The following is a 16,705-nucleotide window of genomic DNA, read 5'->3' as shown; positions in this document are numbered from 1 at the left end:
TTTTTATCTCTTATTCAAATTGCTGAAAAGCTGTTTCTTGCTTGACTGGCGCTTCTTTGACCCCGCGAATCGTTTGAATCACTTTCTGGTTGCGGTAGATGGATAGTTTTAAATTGGTCGCCGCTGTTCCATGAGAGTGATCTAGGTGCGTGAATGTAAAGAAATGATGCGGACGCTTGTCTTTGAACACAAGCCTGAAGTCTTTTGTCACTTTAAGATGTTCCTCACTTTCCCATTCAATCAAAGGTTCATACGCACTAAACCACGCCGGGATATTCGGTGTGTACCCTGTAGCCAATACGGCACGATCTACTGTTATACTCTTTTCTTTCTTTAGCTGCCACTGCTTTAGTTTCAGCTTCAGGGACTGATTCTCCTCCACCTGAATCGCTTCAAGCTCGGTCATTGGCTGAATAATCACAGATGGCTCTTCGCCAGAAACAGACCGATGATACAATTCTTGATAAATGCGTGAGAGCGTCGATGCATCTATCCCATTTCTTAATCCAGTCAGCCTAGGCAATGTGTTCATTCGTTCTTCATAAGGAAGCGAATGGAAATATTCAACGTACTTTGGTGTAAATAGCTCCTGACCAAGCTCAGCCGTCTCTAGCTCTCTAAATTCACTAGATCGCGTAAACCAAGATAGCTGCTGCCCTTTCTTCTGATGCTGAAGCAAGTCTAAGAAGATTTCGGCTGCACTCTGCCCAGAGCCAATCACCGTCACCGACTCAGCTTCATGAAGTTCTTTCTGCTGGTCTAAATACCGGCTGCTATGGGTCACATTTGGCAGTGCAGCATCAGGCACATCGACAGGAATCATCGGTTTGCTCCCTGTTCCAAGCACGACATGCTTTGCCCGATACTCAGAAAGCGATCCATCCTTTAAGCACCTGACTTTCACAAGATAACCACCTTGACAGTCCGTCACTTCTTCTACCTTCATGCCAAATTGACAGCTATCTATTTCACCTGCGACCCATGATAAATACTCATTGAATTCTCTTCGCGGAATGTCAAACTGTTCAAATGTATAGAACCGGTGAAGTCTATTGGATTCATGTAAATAATTTAAAAATGTATATCTGCTCCTTGGATTCGCCATCGTCACAAGATCAGCTAAAAAGGAGACTTGTAAATCCGTTCCTTTGATCAGCATACCAGGATGCCAGGCAAATTCAGACTCCTGTTCAAAAAAACAGCATGAAACATCTTCATACTCCTCTAACAAAGCCGCCAAACCTAAATTGGCAGGTCCAATCCCAATTCCGATCACATCAATCATATGTACACCTGCTTTAACTTTTTATCACTTATATACCCTTTTACAAATGAAAAAAACACTACGTCACCGCAGTGTTTAAACGTGAGGAACAAATAATGACTCAAGAAATTGAATTTTCTCTTCAGTATAGTGTTCATAACGGTCATTATATGATTTTGGATCTTTTGGATTGGCATATTGCGTAATTTTTCCTGAACGTGGATCAATGAATTTACTAGCAGCACCGCATCCAATCCCAATGATTGTCTGCACTTCTTCCATAATAATGATATTATACAAACTTTCCTGTCCATCTAATGAATACCCGACATTTTCAAGGTTCCCTAAGATGTTTTTTTGTCTATATAAATAATAAGGATGATAGTCATGTGCTTTCGTCCAAGCGACCGCTTCATCCATCATACGTGTGATTTCTTCTCGGTCAGCTACTTGATATTTGTCCTTATTGCGCGTCATCTCAGACGCTCTTTTAAAGGAGAGCGTATGCACAGTTAAAGATTCAGGCTTAAGTTCTTCAGTCTGCTGCAAGGAATGCTGGAATTCCTTTAGCCCTTCTCCCGGCAAACCGATAATTAAGTCCATATTAATGTTATTCATGCCATACTGTCTTGATAAGTGATACTTTTCAATCGTTTCTTCTACACTATGGTGACGGCCAATGGCTTTCAGTGTTTCATTCTCATACGATTGTGGATTGATACTAATCCGGTCAATATGATATCGGTTTAGCACCTCTAGCTTATCAGGCGAAATCGTATCAGGACGCCCTGCTTCGACAGTCACTTCCCGTATATGTTTCACATCAGGGAATGAGCGGTACATTTCTTCATACAGCAAATCCATTTCTTCCGCAGTGATACTTGTCGGCGTACCTCCGCCAAAGTAAACGGTCGTCACTTTGATCCCATGTTCTTTTAGCCAAGTACCGATTTTTTGCATCTCATAATGCAGACCAAACAAAAACGTTCCCACTCTTCCAGCTTGTCCTTTAATCGCATAAGCAGGAAACGTGCAATAAGCGCATTTTGTTGGGCAGAAAGGAATACCAATATAAATACTTACCTCCTGCTGAAGGTCATACAGGTCAGGAATCGCTTGAAGCTGACGGTCGACAATCTCCTGCATCAAATCGATTTTTTCATCATGAATCAAATAATCACGCTTTAATGCGGCATGCGCATCTTCCTTTGTCATACCATCTCTCAGCATCTTATGAAGTAATTTTGTAGGACGTATCCCTGTGAGAATCCCCCACTTTTGCGTCATTCCTGTGTGCTCCTGAAGCAGATGTAAATAAACAGACAGCACTGTGTTTTTAATTTGCTTCCAGCGCTCCTTGTCATTCAATCCCTCTGGCACGTCTCGCGAAAAACGACTAGTGATGTCTGTTCCAGCGATGTGACCAGATGCCTCCACCGTCCCATTTTCTTCTTTCCAGCTAAACTCCATGACTAGTCCATCATGCAATTCATCTGGACCAAACAGCACTTCACTATCTTCTTCAAATAAATTGGCTATATTGACAAGCGGGCGATGAAATCGTTCATCTGACAGCCCTTTAATTAAAATTCGCATCGTATCACCTTTATCTTCAAACTTGTTTCATTTTACAAAATCTATGTAGGAAAAGCAATGACTGGAACAGTTGAAGGCCCTGCCATTTCTTGATTGACAGGACCTTCGTCTATATTATCGCTTAATATCGAATTGATGTAAAAATCCTTCTCTTTGCTGCATTCTAAAGTATTCTTTGATCATATAAGCGACTCCCTGTTCATCGTGTGAACGTGTCACCCAATCGGCTTTACGTTTAACAGAATGAGGTGCATTTCCCATCGCAACGCCTAAGCCAGCCAATTCGAGCATTGGAATATCATCTGTTCCCTGCCCAATGACCACCGTATCTTCTAATGTCAAACCTAAGGCTGAGGTCAAAAGAGAAAGCCCCGCTTCTTTTGATACGCCTTTGCATACAATATTCATTTTCTCATCACTAATCCGAATAAGATCGACAGATGGAAAAGCTTGTTGAATGGTTCGGTGAATTTCAGCCTGAAGCTCTGCGGTTGAATACACTTCAATCACTGGTGTACTGACCGGCTCATCCATCAGCATATCACTTAGCGATTCAACAAATTGCACGGGATAGAAAATTGGATCAGACGGATGAATCAACGTCTTTCCCATCAGCTGTGACTGCGTTTTTTTCCGGTTGCCTATCGAGAATTTTTCATGCAGCAAGCGGACATTACAATCAAAGCTTTCAAGAATTTGCACAAGATTAAATGTTTTTTCTTCCGTTAGTTTTTTCACATGAAGCGGCTCATCGAGTTTATTCGCGATAAATGCACCACTATGCGTTACAAGGGTTGACGTTGGAATCTTCAACGCCTTGGCAATTTTTTGTGCGGAACGAAAATGCCGATTGGTGACAAGCGTCACGTAAACCCCTTTTTTCTTTACGTATTCCACAGCTTCTTTTGTAGCGGAATGGATTTTTCCATTGGAACGAAGTAACGTTCCATCTATATTGAGTGCAAGTAATTTTTTTGACACTGAGGCATCCCCCTTCTTGATGACTGTACTTACGATGAGGATATGCCCTAGCTTGGTGCTTTAGAACATGCAGTTGAAAGAGCCCTGTGTGTTATGAATCTTTTGCAAATAAAAAAAGCCTACCCCTAGGCTTTTTTTTATGTATGGTTTGGATGCGTCACAATGAGGTGATGAAGCTCCCCATGATCCCCTTATCTTTCACACACCAAAGCATTGCTTATATCAGATCCCCTTATGCTTTGCGTTTCTCCCAGAAGCGCTTCTCTCTCGTTTGGCTAATCGCCTTAAATCCCAAGTGAAACGCACCCAATTGTCCCATGAGAGCGCTTATTTGAAAGCACTTTCAATATAAGTATTATCGCAGAATTTATGAGCTTCGACAACCTTTTTTTGAAAAGTTGGACAGGGAACATGTGAAATAAAAAAAGGGCGAATATCATCGCCCTTTTCATTAATTTTCTTCTGGATTCCCATAAAGCTCTTCAAGAGGCTTCATGATCACTTTATTTAATTCTCCGATGAGAACACTCACACGTTGTTCTGCTTCCATCAACTGAGAGATTTTATCGTGCTGTTGAACAAGTGCCACTGTTTTTTGTGCTTGCTCCACTTCTTCTTGTGTGATCTCTTGACCAGTCATTTGTTTTTGTTGAAGGTTTACTTGAATATCACGGAAGTTCTCGAACATTCTTTTAGAGGACTCATCCGCGTTAACCTCATCATAAAGATTTTTTAGAGTTGAGTATTCTTCGCTATGACGCAATGCTTTTTCAAGGTCATATGCAACATCATAAACATTTACAGACATGTTATGTCTCCTTTCTATCCGTTATCACCGATATGATCGGCGGACACCACTCCACTATAACAAACTATGGCTTTCGTTTCACATATATACAACGAATTCATTAAAATTTCTCTAGTCTGTCTTAAAATAACGTGACAAAGATTGCTTGGATTGCGCCGATTAATCCCCCTAAAAAACCACCTAAAAACGTGATCATCTTAAGTTCATTGTTGGAAATGCTAACGACAAGCTCCTCCATTTTTTTAAGCGGAAACAGTTCAATCTGCTCACGAATGATATCTTCAAACTTGAGCTTTGCGAGCAGTCCCTCTAATGCATTTGATGCTGCTTTAATCCCCTTATCGACAAGCACTGGTGCTAAGTGTATTTTGAGATCAACCGCTACTACGCTGACATAAGATCCAACTGGCTTGTCTAATATCAGCTTTGTAGAGAAGTGTGAAAGCAATTGCTTTTTCACACTATAAGCAAGCTCCTTCACATTCCATTTATCATCCAGTTCCTGAAGAGAAAATTGTTTCACCTTGTCCCATTCCTGAACAAGCAAATCTGATAAAAACCTCTTTGTTTCTGCATTTCTTAGAAATTTAATGATTTCAGGATGTACACGGTCAATTAAGCTTGAATTTCCTAAAAACATTTGAACCATACCGCCAAGCATGCCGCGTTCCTTTAAGAAATCATCAATCATATTGCCAAGCCTCGCTTTACCTTCTTCACTTTCAAAGTAATGGATGCCTCTCTTTAAAATATAATCTGCTGCATCTGGAATTTTTGCCGAAATTTTGTTTTCTACTTCTAATGGGAGTAACTCAGATAACGTTTGCTCATTATATTTTTTTAGTAATGAATCGAGCTTCTGATCAGACCAATGATGAATCCATTCATCTGCTTTGACGTCAGCATGCGATACACCGAATCTTTCTAACAAAGAGAGCATTGTGATCTCCATGTCAGCGCCTTTATCAATCAATCGATGAACTGTATGCAAGATCTCCTGCTTAGCCTCAGATGATTCAAATCGCTTTTGAATACCTTCTGGCGTGAGCAAATGCTCCATAACCAAGACTCCAACCTGCTTGGCTACTTCATCTCTTCTTTTAGGAATGAGCCCTGGTGTAAAAGGAAGCTGTTTCCCGAATAAGTAATACGGCTTATAAGGACGAAAAAGCATTTTAATCGCAAGATGGTTTGTCGCTGCTCCTATAACGGCACCTATAACAATCATAAAGATAAACGTTGTGAATATATTCAAAGTCGTCATCTACCTTTCAAACAATACCCGATGTTTATTGGTTTAATCTATACGTATTATAGTTGTTGTCATGTCCTCAAGCAAATGAAGCATGCTGCTAGACATATGATCAATCGATCTGTCGTAATGATAAAGGAGCGCAATCTTTATGTAAAATCATGAAAAAGTGTTTTTCTGCTGGTAAAAAAAGAAGTTGAAAAGAAGGTGTTTTTTAATGACATCAACATTAGGTATTGTGACTCTTTCACCGAAGTATGAAGAGGGATTCACACGTGGGCTAGCCAAAGCTGCCCCTGCTTATGGTTTAAAGGTTGTCCGTTTTACACCACTTGATTTAAAGCCGGCTTCAAATTTAATACAAGGTCAAACATATACGAATGGTCAAGGATTCACCGCAGCAGAATTTGAAATTCCTGACTTGATTTACGATCGATGCCTTTACAAGCATGACGCACAATCTAAAAAAGCAAAACCAATCATGGAATGGCTGAAAAAGTATCCGAAAACAGATTTTTTGAATACAGGTATTTCAAATAAAATGATGCTGTTCGAGCAGCTCCGCCTTCTCCCTGCTTTACAGCCATACTTACCTGTCTGCTCATTATTAAAAGAGCCATCAGACCTTCTCAGCATGTTAAGCAAAGACGGTTATTGTAAAATGCAGCCGCTCTCTCAACAACATGCAGCATCTACTTACTTCATTTTCTTAAAAGACAACACTTTCACTGTTCAGCTAAGTCCCGAACAAGTCATCACATTTTCGCGTCCATCAGATATAGAGCGCTGGTGCAGAAAGTATGTAGGCCGATATTTCCTTCAATTTTTTCAGACGAGTGATCAAAAAGACTTTTTATTCAATGAAATAAGGATTTTCCTGATGAAAGATTCACAAAATCAGTGGAATCGCATAGGGATTCACACAAAATCACCTACAGAAAATAATCATTTAAGCATTACACAAAAATCAGCATCCATGATAGGCTTTGATCACTATCTAAACACCTTGCAGCCGCACATCAAAGAGCTTCTTTTAGATGATATTGCATCCATTCAAGCATCTCTGCCAGCATATATAGATAAAACCCTTTCCCCTTGCTTTGAATTCGCTGTAGACTTACTCCATACAAGTGAAGGCAGGCTTTTCATATCAAATATAAGATCAAAACCAGGGCGATCCGCTTTTTTAAAAGCTTATCCTGACAAGGAAAATGAATTGATTCGTACCATTCTTGCACATGCACAGTCGATGAAGTCACAACCGAAGGAGGTTTCTCATGAACAAAAATCGTTACATCATCGCCACTCATCCCGCAAGTGAAAAAACAATTCATCTTCCCATCCATTTTAAAAAGCAGGAGGCGATCTATTCTCTTGCTTTAGGTTCTCGTCTAGTAGATGACTTCACCGTTTCCTATCATCAACATCCAACTAAAATTTTATTATCAGAAGATCTATATAGAGATTTATTCATTCCTTATCAATCAAAAGCTGATGTGATAGCCATTGATCATACCCTGTTCATAGGGCCACTGCTTGGTATTTTCACCGCAGGTTTTGAGCAAAGCACGCAGCCACTAGGAACGAGATCAGACTTTTTTATCAAACTGCTGCGCTCTTTCAAACAGCATGCCGGTTTTGCTTATCTTTTTGGGACACATTCTATTGATTGGGATAAAGGAATAGTAGAAGGATTGTTGTACCAACAGCAAACATGGGTTAAAAAACAAATGCCCCTGCCTTCAGTCATTTACGATCGTCTTCCAAATAGAAAGGCTGCTCAGTCAGCATTCATTCAAGAAACAAAGCGCAAACTCACTCAAGACTATGATATTCCTTGGTTCAACCCTCATTTTTTTAATAAATGGGACATTCATGAACAATTGTTAACAGATGAAAAAACATGTCCTTTTCTTCCACATTCCATACAATTGGACCCGGTGGACGCTCTAAATAAAATAGAAACACTCCTCCATCTACATCAGGTCATTTACTTAAAACCGTCGAACGGCAGTCATGGCGACGGTATTTATCAATTAAACAAGAAGGCTCATGGAATCACTGTATGCTCAAATCAAGGAAGGGCTGTTCCATATGACTCTTTAGAGGATTTCGTTATCAATCTCCGGAAAGATCACGCAATTCAAGATTTTATGGCTCAACAAGGCATTGCACTTCTTCAAATAGACAATCAACCAATGGATTTCAGAGTTCATACCAATAAAAATAAGTACGGTCATTGGACAGTCACAGCAGTAGCAGCAAAAATTTCTGGCAATCACACCGTCACGACTCACCATTCACATGGAGGCTCGGTGAAAACACTTTATGATGTTTTTCCAGAAAAGAAGAAGCGTTTGAAAATCTTAGAGCAGCTTTCTTATACTGCTATCACGCTTAGTCAGGTAATTGATGAAAAATTGTCCGGTCATATTGGTGAAATCGGTTTTGATTTAGGTATTGATCGGACAGGAGCTATCTGGATGTTTGAAGCCAATTCTCGCCCTGGCCGAGAGGTTTTCCAGCATGTCTCATTGCGAAACTCAGAAAGGCTGATTGGAAAAAGAATCATGGATTACGCCTCTTACCTTTCACAAACGACCTTAACAACTACAGACCACACAAACATCTATTGACAGGTTTTTAAAAAAGTAAGGGTGTGATGAAATCTATGCTTTTCCTATGCTCTTTTCATCAGATGAGATACAATAAAATCAAGTTCAAGATTGTTTCCGTATTGTCGTGTTTATTTATTGTTTCATCAATAAAAGCAAGGAGGCAATGATGATATGATTTCTCATTTTCAATGGAAACCTCTCTTTAAAAAAGCACAATTGCCAGGCTGGAAAATATCCTTTTTTCACAATGGTGCGCACTACGAAGGCATCTACCACAAAACAGGTGATATTGAATGGGGCTCTCAGCTTCCGCCTCATGAAGTCGAACCAACCTTAAAAGAAGAAATCCACGAATTAATGCTATTCCATGTCTATGATTAAACTGTTTAAGGAGCTTCGCCATGTTAGAAAAATTAAAGCTTGTTTACGGAGAGCATATCATCAGCTCCCCTACAGATGATCATCAAATACTTTGGTACCAAACAGACGAAGGCGAATTATTTGGAGTAGACAAATCAAAGCTTACAGCTAGAGAAACACATCTTCTCAATACTTTCCTTACACCAATTGATCTTTCTCACACAAAGCGGACTGAGGATGAACAACAATGGTACAGCTATCTTTTTGATAACAAGCCACTAACCGTTCAGCACCCCGTCCGTGTATATTATTTTAAAATGTCACATCAAGCAGAACAAAGGCAGCAAATAAAAGAGGCTGTGGTTCACAGCCTCGAACAAACTCATTTCATTTGGACAGGCGCTCATACAGCGATGCTGATTCAAACAAACGCTACATCAGAAAATAGTCAATTAGAGCTGCTATATGATTTGTCTCTAGCCATTACAAGTGACTTTTTAACAGACTCATTCTTTTTACAAGGACAACTTCATTTGCCAAATGAACATTTACAGAAGAAATTGTTAAATGAACAGCAGCTTGTCTTTGGTCATATGCAGCGAGGTAAGCTTAGGTCAGGGACTTCCACATTTTATCAATGTCTGCCATCACTTTTGCGTTATGATGAAACCGCCCTCTCTCATGCTATTTCAGATGCTTTTAAAGAGGCGGTTCTTGATCGGGACGTTTACCGTACCCTCATGACTTATATGCAATGTAACTTAAATGCATCTAAGGCAGCAAAAGCTTTATATGTTCACAGAAACAGCCTTCAATATCGAATCGATAAATTTATTGAGCGAACAGGAATAGATATACGACATTTTCCAGAAGCATCTGCTGTTTATTTTATAATGAACCTTCTCGATATTTCATAACATTCCGTGACATGAGCAACCTGCCCAAAAATGAAAATGAGATGTTGTGCACGTTGTCCATTTACAGACGCTTCCCCATTTTATACACTTTATGTACAATATAAAGCGCTTTCAATAAAAGGATGGGGAGGTTATCATTTATGGCTGAAATGATGCTCAATCAAATTTATAAAGTGTATGATAACAAGGTAACAGCAGTAGACAACTTTAATCTACATATAGAAGATAAAGAATTTATTGTGTTTGTTGGTCCATCTGGATGCGGAAAATCAACAACCCTTCGCATGATTGCAGGACTTGAAGAGATTTCACAAGGGGATTTTCTTTTAGACGGCAAACGGATGAACGATGTAGCACCAAAAGACCGAGATATCGCAATGGTTTTCCAAAACTATGCATTATACCCTCATATGAATGTATACGATAATATGGCTTTTGGATTAAAGCTGCGGAAGTTCCCGAAAGCAGAAATTGATGAGCGGGTTCGAAATGCCGCTAAAATATTAGGCCTTGAGCAATATTTAGACAGGAAACCAAAAGCACTGTCTGGCGGTCAAAGGCAGCGTGTTGCACTTGGGAGAGCAATTGTGCGTGATGCAAAGGTCTTTCTTTTGGATGAGCCGCTTTCTAATTTAGATGCAAAACTTCGCGTTCAAATGCGTGCTGAAATATCTAAGCTTCATCAGCGTCTGCAAACGACATTTATCTATGTCACACATGACCAGACTGAAGCTATGACAATGGCTACTCGTCTTGTTGTAATGAAAGATGGCTTTATTCAGCAGGTTGGAGCGCCAAAGGATGTATATGAAAATCCAGAAAATATATTTGTTGGTGGATTCATTGGCTCTCCTGCGATGAATTTTTTTACAGGAAAGCTCTCTGACGGTGCCATTGCAGTTGGAAAAACGCATATACGTGTACCAGAAGGAAAGATGAAGGTATTACGGAGCCAAGGTTATATCGGAAAAAATATCATCCTTGGGATCAGACCAGAAGATTTTCATGATGAACCCGTGTTTATAGAAGCGTCTGAGGGCACAAAGATCGATGCGAGCGTAGAAGTTGCTGAATTAATGGGAGCAGAAACGATGCTTTACTCTTCTCTCGATGGTCAGTCTTTTATTGCACGTGTTGATTCTCGTACCGATGTTCAGGCCGGACAAACTATACCTCTTGCCATCGATATGAATAAAGCCCACTTCTTTGACTCAGATACGGAGCTCCGCATTCGTTCCGCTGAATAAATATATATGCAGTGCCATCACTCATGATTGAGTGATGGCTTTTTTGCATGTTGAACAACATTTACCATGTTCTTTTCTCGTATGTTTTTTTCGAAAATCACCATAATACTTAGTACAAAGCAGTTACCGCATTGGGTTTCGCCAAGTGGCAAATGACTTGATCATTTCGCTGGTGCGATTCCAGCAAACCCAACCATAAAAAAATCACATACAAAAAGGAGATTCACATCATGGCTAATTCTAATAGTTCAAATCAATTACTAGTTCCTGGAGCAGAGCAAGCAATCGATCAAATGAAATACGAAATCGCTTCTGAATTTGGCGTTAACCTTGGAGCAGAAACTACAGCTCGTGCTAACGGTTCAGTTGGTGGAGAAATCACAAAACGTCTTGTCTCTTACGCTCAACAACACATGGGTGGAACAAAAGCTTAATTTCAATTTCATATCTGGATCATAGGAGGCACCTCTTAAGGTGTCTTCTTTTTTTGTTGTTATCCCTCACCAATCTCCTTTCCAGCTCATATTATGGAGTAGAAAGGAGCGGATCTTCATGGACATTATTTCCGGTATGAACTTTGAACTTCTACAATTCGTCGGTATCTCTCTATTATGTGAATATGCTCATAGTATTCGGTCCTTTCATCTTTATAAAAAAAGCATCACATAAAAGTTGTACCATTTTGGGTTCTTTTCACTTATAGTATGTAGTGGAGGGATCGAATAGATGAAAATAGCTCTTTTCGGTGCTCATGGACGTGTAGGACAAGCATTTCTTCGTTTCGTTCAAGTAGATGATCGTTACATCGTTCGTTCATTGATTCGGACAAACCGAGAAGAAATGCTTGCGGGTATGTTTCAAGTCACCGGCAATTCAAGAAATCTAGAAGATGTGCTTGAGACGATCAAAGGAGCAGATATTGTTGTGAGCTGTCTATCCACAGATGGTGATGATACATTATCTGTTTCAATGGAGCATATCGTACAAGCCATGAAGCAATCAAATACATCAAGAATTATTACAATAGGTACGGCAGGTATTTTAAAGGCAAGGCAGCAGCCGGAGCATTACCGTTTTGAAACAAATGAATCAAGGCGGACCACTTCCCGAGCAGCTAAAGAGCATGCCAAAGCGTTTGAACTCCTTCAATCGACTGATTTAGATTGGACCATTATTTGTCCAACCTATTTACCAGACGGAGAAGTGACACGGTCATATCGCTATGAGAAAGATTTTCTCCCTATAGATGGAAAGAAAATTTCAGTTGAAGATACCGCACACTTTTTATATCAGCAGTTAAATTCGAAGGAATTTGTACATCAACGTGTCGGTATTGCTTACTAATGACGCATAATGAGTAAAGATCGAGGTCAAAAACGATCGCTCGACTTTTTTATGCAAATAAAAAGAGCCCATTCAATATGAATAGGCTCTTTTTGTGATTCATCAGCTGTTTGCCACAGCACCCTTTTGCAGTTCGTACATTTGCGCATATAGCCCTTCTTGCTGCATGAGTTGATCATGACTGCCCCGCTCGACAATTTCCCCTTTTTCTAAAACCAAAATCATATCGGCTTTCTTAATGGTGGATAATCGGTGAGCAATGACAAAAGTTGTTCGTCCTTCTTTGACGACATCAAGCGCTCGCTGAATGATCGCTTCTGTTTCTGTATCAATGTTTGCGGTGGCTTCATCTAAAATTAAGATCGCTGGATTGTATGCTAGTGCACGAGCAAATGAAATGAGCTGACGTTCCCCTGAGGAAAGAGTACTTCCCTTTTCAACGACTGGTTCATCAAATCCTTCTGGCAGGTGCTTCAATAACTCTACTGCGCCTACTTGTTTTAATGATGATTCAATCGTTTCTCTTTTAATGTCTTCATTTCCTAAGCTGACATTGGATGCAATCGTTCCGGAAAATAAATACGGGTCTTGAAGCACAATGCCCATTTGTTTCCGCAACGTTTGCCGGGACTGGCGATAAATGCTTTCCCCATCAATGAGAATGTCTCCTTGCTGAATGTCATAAAAACGCAGCAGCAAGTTCATAATCGAGCTTTTCCCAGAACCAGTATGCCCCACAAGTGCAATCGTCTGGCCTTTTTTGGCCTCGAATGTAATGTTCTTTAATACATTTTTCCCTTCATTATAAGCAAAGGTGACGTCTTGGAACTGAACGTGCCCTTCCATTTCCTTCTGAACAGGTTCTTCCACTGTTGTTCCTGGCTCATCTAATAATCGGAAAACCCTTTCCGATGAAACCCGTGCTAATTCCAATCTCGAGAATTGGTTCACAATGCCTGTAATCGGCTGAAATAATCGATTTAGGTAATCGACAAACGCATAGAGCACACCAATCGACACAATTCCCGTCGCACTTAAAGAGGCACCGCCAAAATACCAAATGAGTGCCACGTAGGCTAAATTCCGAAGCAGGTTAACCAAGTTATGCGACAGAAGTGAATTTAAATGAAGCATCTTTCGCTGATATCGAAAGTGATTGTTGTTCAGCTCATCGAATTCCTCTTTTGTCACTTTTTCATGACGAAACGCTTGAATAATGGTCATCCCTTGAATGGCTTCATTTAGCTTGGCATTGATGTCACTAATGATCGAACGAATGCGGTGGTTGTATACCGATGCAAATTTTCTGTAGGTCATTGACCATAGGAAAATAATCGGTACCGCCACCAAACAAATAAGTGCCAGCTTCACATTTAATAAAAACATGGCAATATAAATCCCAATCATATAAATCGCACTCGTCACAAAATTGGCGAGGACTGTCACATATAAATCACGAATGGTTTCAGTGTCATTGGTAATCCTCGCTACAACCTTTCCAGCCGGTAAATTATCAAAATACCGGATAGGCAGCGTTTGAATATGTTCAAACACATCTACTCTCATTTTTTGAATAATTCGGTTGGCTATTCGCTGTAACAGGTAATGCTGCGCATATTGAAAGAAAATCGCAATGACGAGAAGCCCTAGATAAAATAGAACAAGCTGCACCAAACCACTGATTTCCGGCTCATAAAAAGAGAAAATTTCCTCTTTTGATAAAGGCTGTACTTGATAGGTCTCGCGCTCGTTTCCATTTTCAATGGTAAGTTGATCTCCCGATATTTTTCGGTTTCCGTCAAAGCGAATCGGCTCATTTACAAAATAGTAACCGAATCCGACTTGCACCACATTGATTTGTTTTCCGGATTCCATCTCACTGTCTAATCGATCGCTTCGTATATAGTTATTTCCCTGGTAATAAACGGTTTTGTCTGTTTTTTCATTGACCTCGACATATGGCTTTTCTACACCTAAAATATGATCATCAATCATTTTCTTCCCAATAAATGGTCCTGTCAGTTCAGCACCTACTGCAATGATGAGAAAGATCAAGGCAACAGACAGTACTTTTTTATAAAGGAGTGCGTAGGCGAGGAGTCTTCTTCCCGTTGTCATGCCTCATCCCCTCCTTCCAGCTGGTTTGTCAGCTGTTGACGCAGAAATTGTTCTTTGTACCACCCATCTTGCTGAATGAGCTCTTCGTGAGTTCCCTTTTGGACGATGCGTCCTTCTTCCATGACAAGTATAAGATCTGCATGCTCAACAGCTGATAGACGATGAGTCGTAATAAACGTCGTTTTCCCATGACGATTTTGCCTTAAATTTTCTAAAATAGCGGTTTCTGTTTTTGCATCTACCGCAGAAAGCGAGTCATCCAGTATTAAAATGTCGGGATCTATTAATAAAGCGCGCGCAATGGAAATTCTCTGCTTTTGTCCACCTGACAGCGCCACACCTTTTTCTCCGACCATCGTTTCGAGACCCTCTGGCAAAAGACGTAAATCTTTTTCAAAATAAGCATCTTTGATTGCTTGTGCTAATTCATTTTGTTTTGCGTCTCGATGACCAAAACACATATTCTCTTCTACACTTTTTGAAAAGAGAATATGATCCTGCGGTACGTATCCAATCCATTGAAATAGCTGATCCAATTCGATCTCTTGGATTGGGATTCCTGATAGCAGGATGTGACCATCACCTGTTGGATACTGGCGCAGAAGCTGTTTTACAATAGTTGTTTTACCGCTTCCTGTTTTGCCTGTAATTCCGATCGTCTGCCCCTTTCGAACCGTAAAGGACACATCAATTAAATTATCTTTTGGGGAAGTTGGATACCTAAATGTCACGTGGTCAAACTGAATATCGCCAGGCTCTTGTAACATTTTTGGCTGAGAAGCGTCTGTAACATCCGGCTTATAGCTGAGTGTATGATTCAACCGGTCTAACGACGCATTTCCTCTTTGCATAATATTAATCAACTCGCCGATCGCAAACATTGGCCAGATCATCATCCCAAGATATACGTTAAAAGCGACAAGCTCACCAATGGTTAAATCGCTTTGGAATACAAGGTAGGCACCGTATCCAATTCCTATTAAGTAGCTGACCCCGACAAGTAATTTCACTGTCGGCTCAAACAATGAATCAATGACCGCCACTCTCATATTTTTTTGAAATACATCATCTGTCATTTGGCGAAAGCGTTCGACATCTTGCTTCTCCTGTACAAAAGACCGGATGACCCGGACACCTGCGACCGATTCAAGGACGCGATCATTCATATCACCAAATGCATCTTGAGCAACTGTAAAGCGATCATGAATTTTGCTGCCATAATACGCAATCAAGAGCGCCATCAGCGGCATAGGAATGATCGCCATTAAAGTTAATTTCCAGCTAATCGTCAGACCCATCGTAAAAAAGATCATCAGCATATAAGCAGTGGAATCCACCAATGTCAGAACGCCAAAACCTGTCGTTAAAGCTACAGCATTCAAATCGTTTGTACCTAATGCCATTAAGTTACCGGTTTTTTTCTTTTCATAAAAGGTGGGTGTCATCTTGAGTAAGTGACGCATAAGTTTCCCGCGCATCACACGTTCCATGACATTTGCGCCGCCAAATAACTGATACATCCAGAAATATGTCAGTGTATAGACAACGACACCTAGCAAGCAAAAAATGGCTACATAAAACATCATACTAGATGTTGTAAATTGACCAGAACGAATGTCATCAACTGCCTGCCCAAGATATCTTGGTGGCAGCATTTCAAGCACATTCACAATGAGCAGGAGCGTAATGGCGATCGTATAACGCCTCCACTCTTGTTTGAAGAACCAGCCTAATTTCGTAAATACTGAAAACATGTTTGTCTCTCCTTTTAAAGCTAGCCGCTTTCTATATTTTCTTGACTGTCACCTTGAATTGTTTTTTTGTTTTTTGTCATTTGTCTTGTTTTTGGCATGTTCACATGCTTTCACTCCTCTTCATTTACTTGTTGATCTCCATCCCTTTATTTCGAAATACGAAATGAATACAACAAAAAAAGAGGCAACCAGCTATCTGGTACGCCTCTTTTCGTCATGTAAAAAGGCGCATGTTGACAAATACGCAACATACGCCTTGATTCATCCGATCAATTGGAACATACGAGTCCCTTTTCAATGACCAATGAAGGTGTAATTGTCACGTGAATCAACCCATTCATGCAGTTTGATTTCATTCTTCCAATGATGTTGCACATGACATTTCCTCCTTTTGGCTCTTGAATCTTTTTTTATCTTATAGTGGCTGTCACCATTTTGTCAATAAA

The 16,705-nt window shown here is 40.2% G+C and carries 14 protein-coding genes; 7 read left to right on the top strand and 7 right to left on the bottom strand.

The genetic code is table 11. The features are described from left to right. Window positions 1-10 precede the first annotated feature (10 nt). The 5 genes from MHH68_RS04995 to MHH68_RS04975 all read right to left on the bottom strand — a co-directional run bounded on the left by MHH68_RS04995 (window position 11) and on the right by MHH68_RS04975 (window position 5,904). On the bottom strand, window positions 11-1,285 hold the full coding sequence (locus tag MHH68_RS04995) for a SidA/IucD/PvdA family monooxygenase (RefSeq protein ID WP_339165401.1): 1,275 nt from the start codon (window positions 1,283-1,285) through the stop codon (window positions 11-13). A 75-nt stretch (window positions 1,286-1,360) separates the two neighbouring features. Then, complete coding sequence (locus tag MHH68_RS04990) at window positions 1,361-2,860, bottom strand: coproporphyrinogen III oxidase (RefSeq protein WP_339165399.1); 1,500 nt, start codon at window positions 2,858-2,860, stop codon at window positions 1,361-1,363. Between the two features lie 114 nt (window positions 2,861-2,974). After that, window positions 2,975-3,841: a Cof-type HAD-IIB family hydrolase gene (locus MHH68_RS04985; protein WP_144462461.1), complete on the bottom strand. Its 867-nt coding sequence runs from the start codon at window positions 3,839-3,841 to the stop codon at window positions 2,975-2,977. 451 nt (window positions 3,842-4,292) lie between these two features. Further along, window positions 4,293-4,649, bottom strand: coding sequence for a YlbF family regulator (locus MHH68_RS04980; RefSeq protein WP_012009440.1), 357 nt, complete (start codon window positions 4,647-4,649; stop codon window positions 4,293-4,295). A 121-nt stretch (window positions 4,650-4,770) separates the two neighbouring features. Then, on the bottom strand, window positions 4,771-5,904 hold the full coding sequence (locus MHH68_RS04975) for a DUF445 family protein (protein WP_339165398.1): 1,134 nt from the start codon (window positions 5,902-5,904) through the stop codon (window positions 4,771-4,773). Between the two features lie 214 nt (window positions 5,905-6,118). Here MHH68_RS04975 and MHH68_RS04970 point away from each other — a divergent pair, with 214 nt between their 5' ends. The 7 genes from MHH68_RS04970 to MHH68_RS04940 all read left to right on the top strand — a co-directional run bounded on the left by MHH68_RS04970 (window position 6,119) and on the right by MHH68_RS04940 (window position 12,387). Further along, entirely contained in the window at window positions 6,119-7,222 is a 1,104-nt protein-coding gene (locus MHH68_RS04970) for a YheC/YheD family protein (protein ID WP_058014409.1), read from the top strand. Further along, window positions 7,179-8,537 (top strand): YheC/YheD family protein, encoded by a 1,359-nt coding sequence (locus tag MHH68_RS04965; protein ID WP_268498163.1) that lies wholly within the window; start codon window positions 7,179-7,181, stop codon window positions 8,535-8,537. The genes MHH68_RS04970 and MHH68_RS04965 overlap by 44 nt, the downstream gene beginning before the upstream one ends. Window positions 8,538-8,690: 153 nt before the next feature. Continuing rightward, window positions 8,691-8,900, top strand: coding sequence for a YheE family protein (locus MHH68_RS04960; protein ID WP_003211787.1), 210 nt, complete (start codon window positions 8,691-8,693; stop codon window positions 8,898-8,900). A 20-nt stretch (window positions 8,901-8,920) separates the two neighbouring features. Beyond that, window positions 8,921-9,796: a helix-turn-helix domain-containing protein gene (locus tag MHH68_RS04955; RefSeq protein WP_268498167.1), complete on the top strand. Its 876-nt coding sequence runs from the start codon at window positions 8,921-8,923 to the stop codon at window positions 9,794-9,796. 140 nt (window positions 9,797-9,936) lie between these two features. Continuing rightward, window positions 9,937-11,043 carry a sn-glycerol-3-phosphate ABC transporter ATP-binding protein UgpC gene (gene ugpC / locus MHH68_RS04950; protein ID WP_339165394.1) on the top strand — a complete coding sequence of 369 codons (1,107 nt, stop codon included), beginning with the start codon at window positions 9,937-9,939 and terminating at the stop codon, window positions 11,041-11,043. Window positions 11,044-11,273: 230 nt separating this feature from the next. Further along, window positions 11,274-11,477: an alpha/beta-type small acid-soluble spore protein gene (locus tag MHH68_RS04945; protein WP_003210761.1), complete on the top strand. Its 204-nt coding sequence runs from the start codon at window positions 11,274-11,276 to the stop codon at window positions 11,475-11,477. A 292-nt stretch (window positions 11,478-11,769) separates the two neighbouring features. After that, window positions 11,770-12,387, top strand: coding sequence for an NAD(P)H-binding protein (locus MHH68_RS04940; RefSeq protein WP_339165393.1), 618 nt, complete (start codon window positions 11,770-11,772; stop codon window positions 12,385-12,387). Window positions 12,388-12,489: 102 nt separating this feature from the next. Here the strand turns inward: MHH68_RS04940 and MHH68_RS04935 are convergent, their stop codons facing one another. Together MHH68_RS04935 and MHH68_RS04930 are read right to left on the bottom strand one after the other, a co-directional pair. Then, on the bottom strand, window positions 12,490-14,505 hold the full coding sequence (locus MHH68_RS04935) for an ABC transporter ATP-binding protein (RefSeq protein ID WP_268466927.1): 2,016 nt from the start codon (window positions 14,503-14,505) through the stop codon (window positions 12,490-12,492). Beyond that, window positions 14,502-16,259, bottom strand: a complete 1,758-nt coding sequence (locus MHH68_RS04930) for an ABC transporter transmembrane domain-containing protein (protein WP_339165391.1) — start codon at window positions 16,257-16,259, stop codon at window positions 14,502-14,504. Before MHH68_RS04930 ends, MHH68_RS04935 begins: the two co-directional genes overlap by 4 nt. Between the last annotated feature and the right edge of the window lie 446 nt (window positions 16,260-16,705).

It is taken from the genome of Bacillus sp. FSL K6-2841 (genome assembly GCF_037976435.1).
GTDB classification, from domain to species: Bacteria; Bacillota; Bacilli; order Bacillales; family Bacillaceae; genus Bacillus; species Bacillus pumilus.
The sequence above is the reverse complement of the archived record's forward strand: the minus strand, read 5'-3'. Positions and strand labels throughout refer to the sequence as shown.

Excerpts from the sequence above, each read along its gene's own strand:
- MHH68_RS04940 (WP_339165393.1), top strand. The coding sequence starts at position 11,770 with ATGAAAATAGCTCTTTTCGGTGCTCATGGACGTGTAGGACAAGCATTT.
- MHH68_RS04945 (WP_003210761.1), top strand. The coding sequence starts at position 11,274 with ATGGCTAATTCTAATAGTTCAAATCAATTACTAGTTCCTGGAGCAGAG.
- MHH68_RS04930 (WP_339165391.1), bottom strand. The coding sequence starts at position 16,259 with ATGTTTTCAGTATTTACGAAATTAGGCTGGTTCTTCAAACAAGAGTGG.
- MHH68_RS04935 (WP_268466927.1), bottom strand. The coding sequence starts at position 14,505 with ATGACAACGGGAAGAAGACTCCTCGCCTACGCACTCCTTTATAAAAAA.
- MHH68_RS04965 (WP_268498163.1), top strand. The coding sequence starts at position 7,179 with ATGAACAAAAATCGTTACATCATCGCCACTCATCCCGCAAGTGAAAAA.
- MHH68_RS04980 (WP_012009440.1), bottom strand. The coding sequence starts at position 4,649 with ATGTCTGTAAATGTTTATGATGTTGCATATGACCTTGAAAAAGCATTG.
- MHH68_RS04995 (WP_339165401.1), bottom strand. The coding sequence starts at position 1,285 with ATGATTGATGTGATCGGAATTGGGATTGGACCTGCCAATTTAGGTTTG.
- MHH68_RS04990 (WP_339165399.1), bottom strand. The coding sequence starts at position 2,860 with ATGCGAATTTTAATTAAAGGGCTGTCAGATGAACGATTTCATCGCCCG.
- ugpC (WP_339165394.1), top strand. The coding sequence starts at position 9,937 with ATGGCTGAAATGATGCTCAATCAAATTTATAAAGTGTATGATAACAAG.
- MHH68_RS04970 (WP_058014409.1), top strand. The coding sequence starts at position 6,119 with ATGACATCAACATTAGGTATTGTGACTCTTTCACCGAAGTATGAAGAG.
- MHH68_RS04955 (WP_268498167.1), top strand. The coding sequence starts at position 8,921 with ATGTTAGAAAAATTAAAGCTTGTTTACGGAGAGCATATCATCAGCTCC.
- MHH68_RS04960 (WP_003211787.1), top strand. The coding sequence starts at position 8,691 with ATGATTTCTCATTTTCAATGGAAACCTCTCTTTAAAAAAGCACAATTG.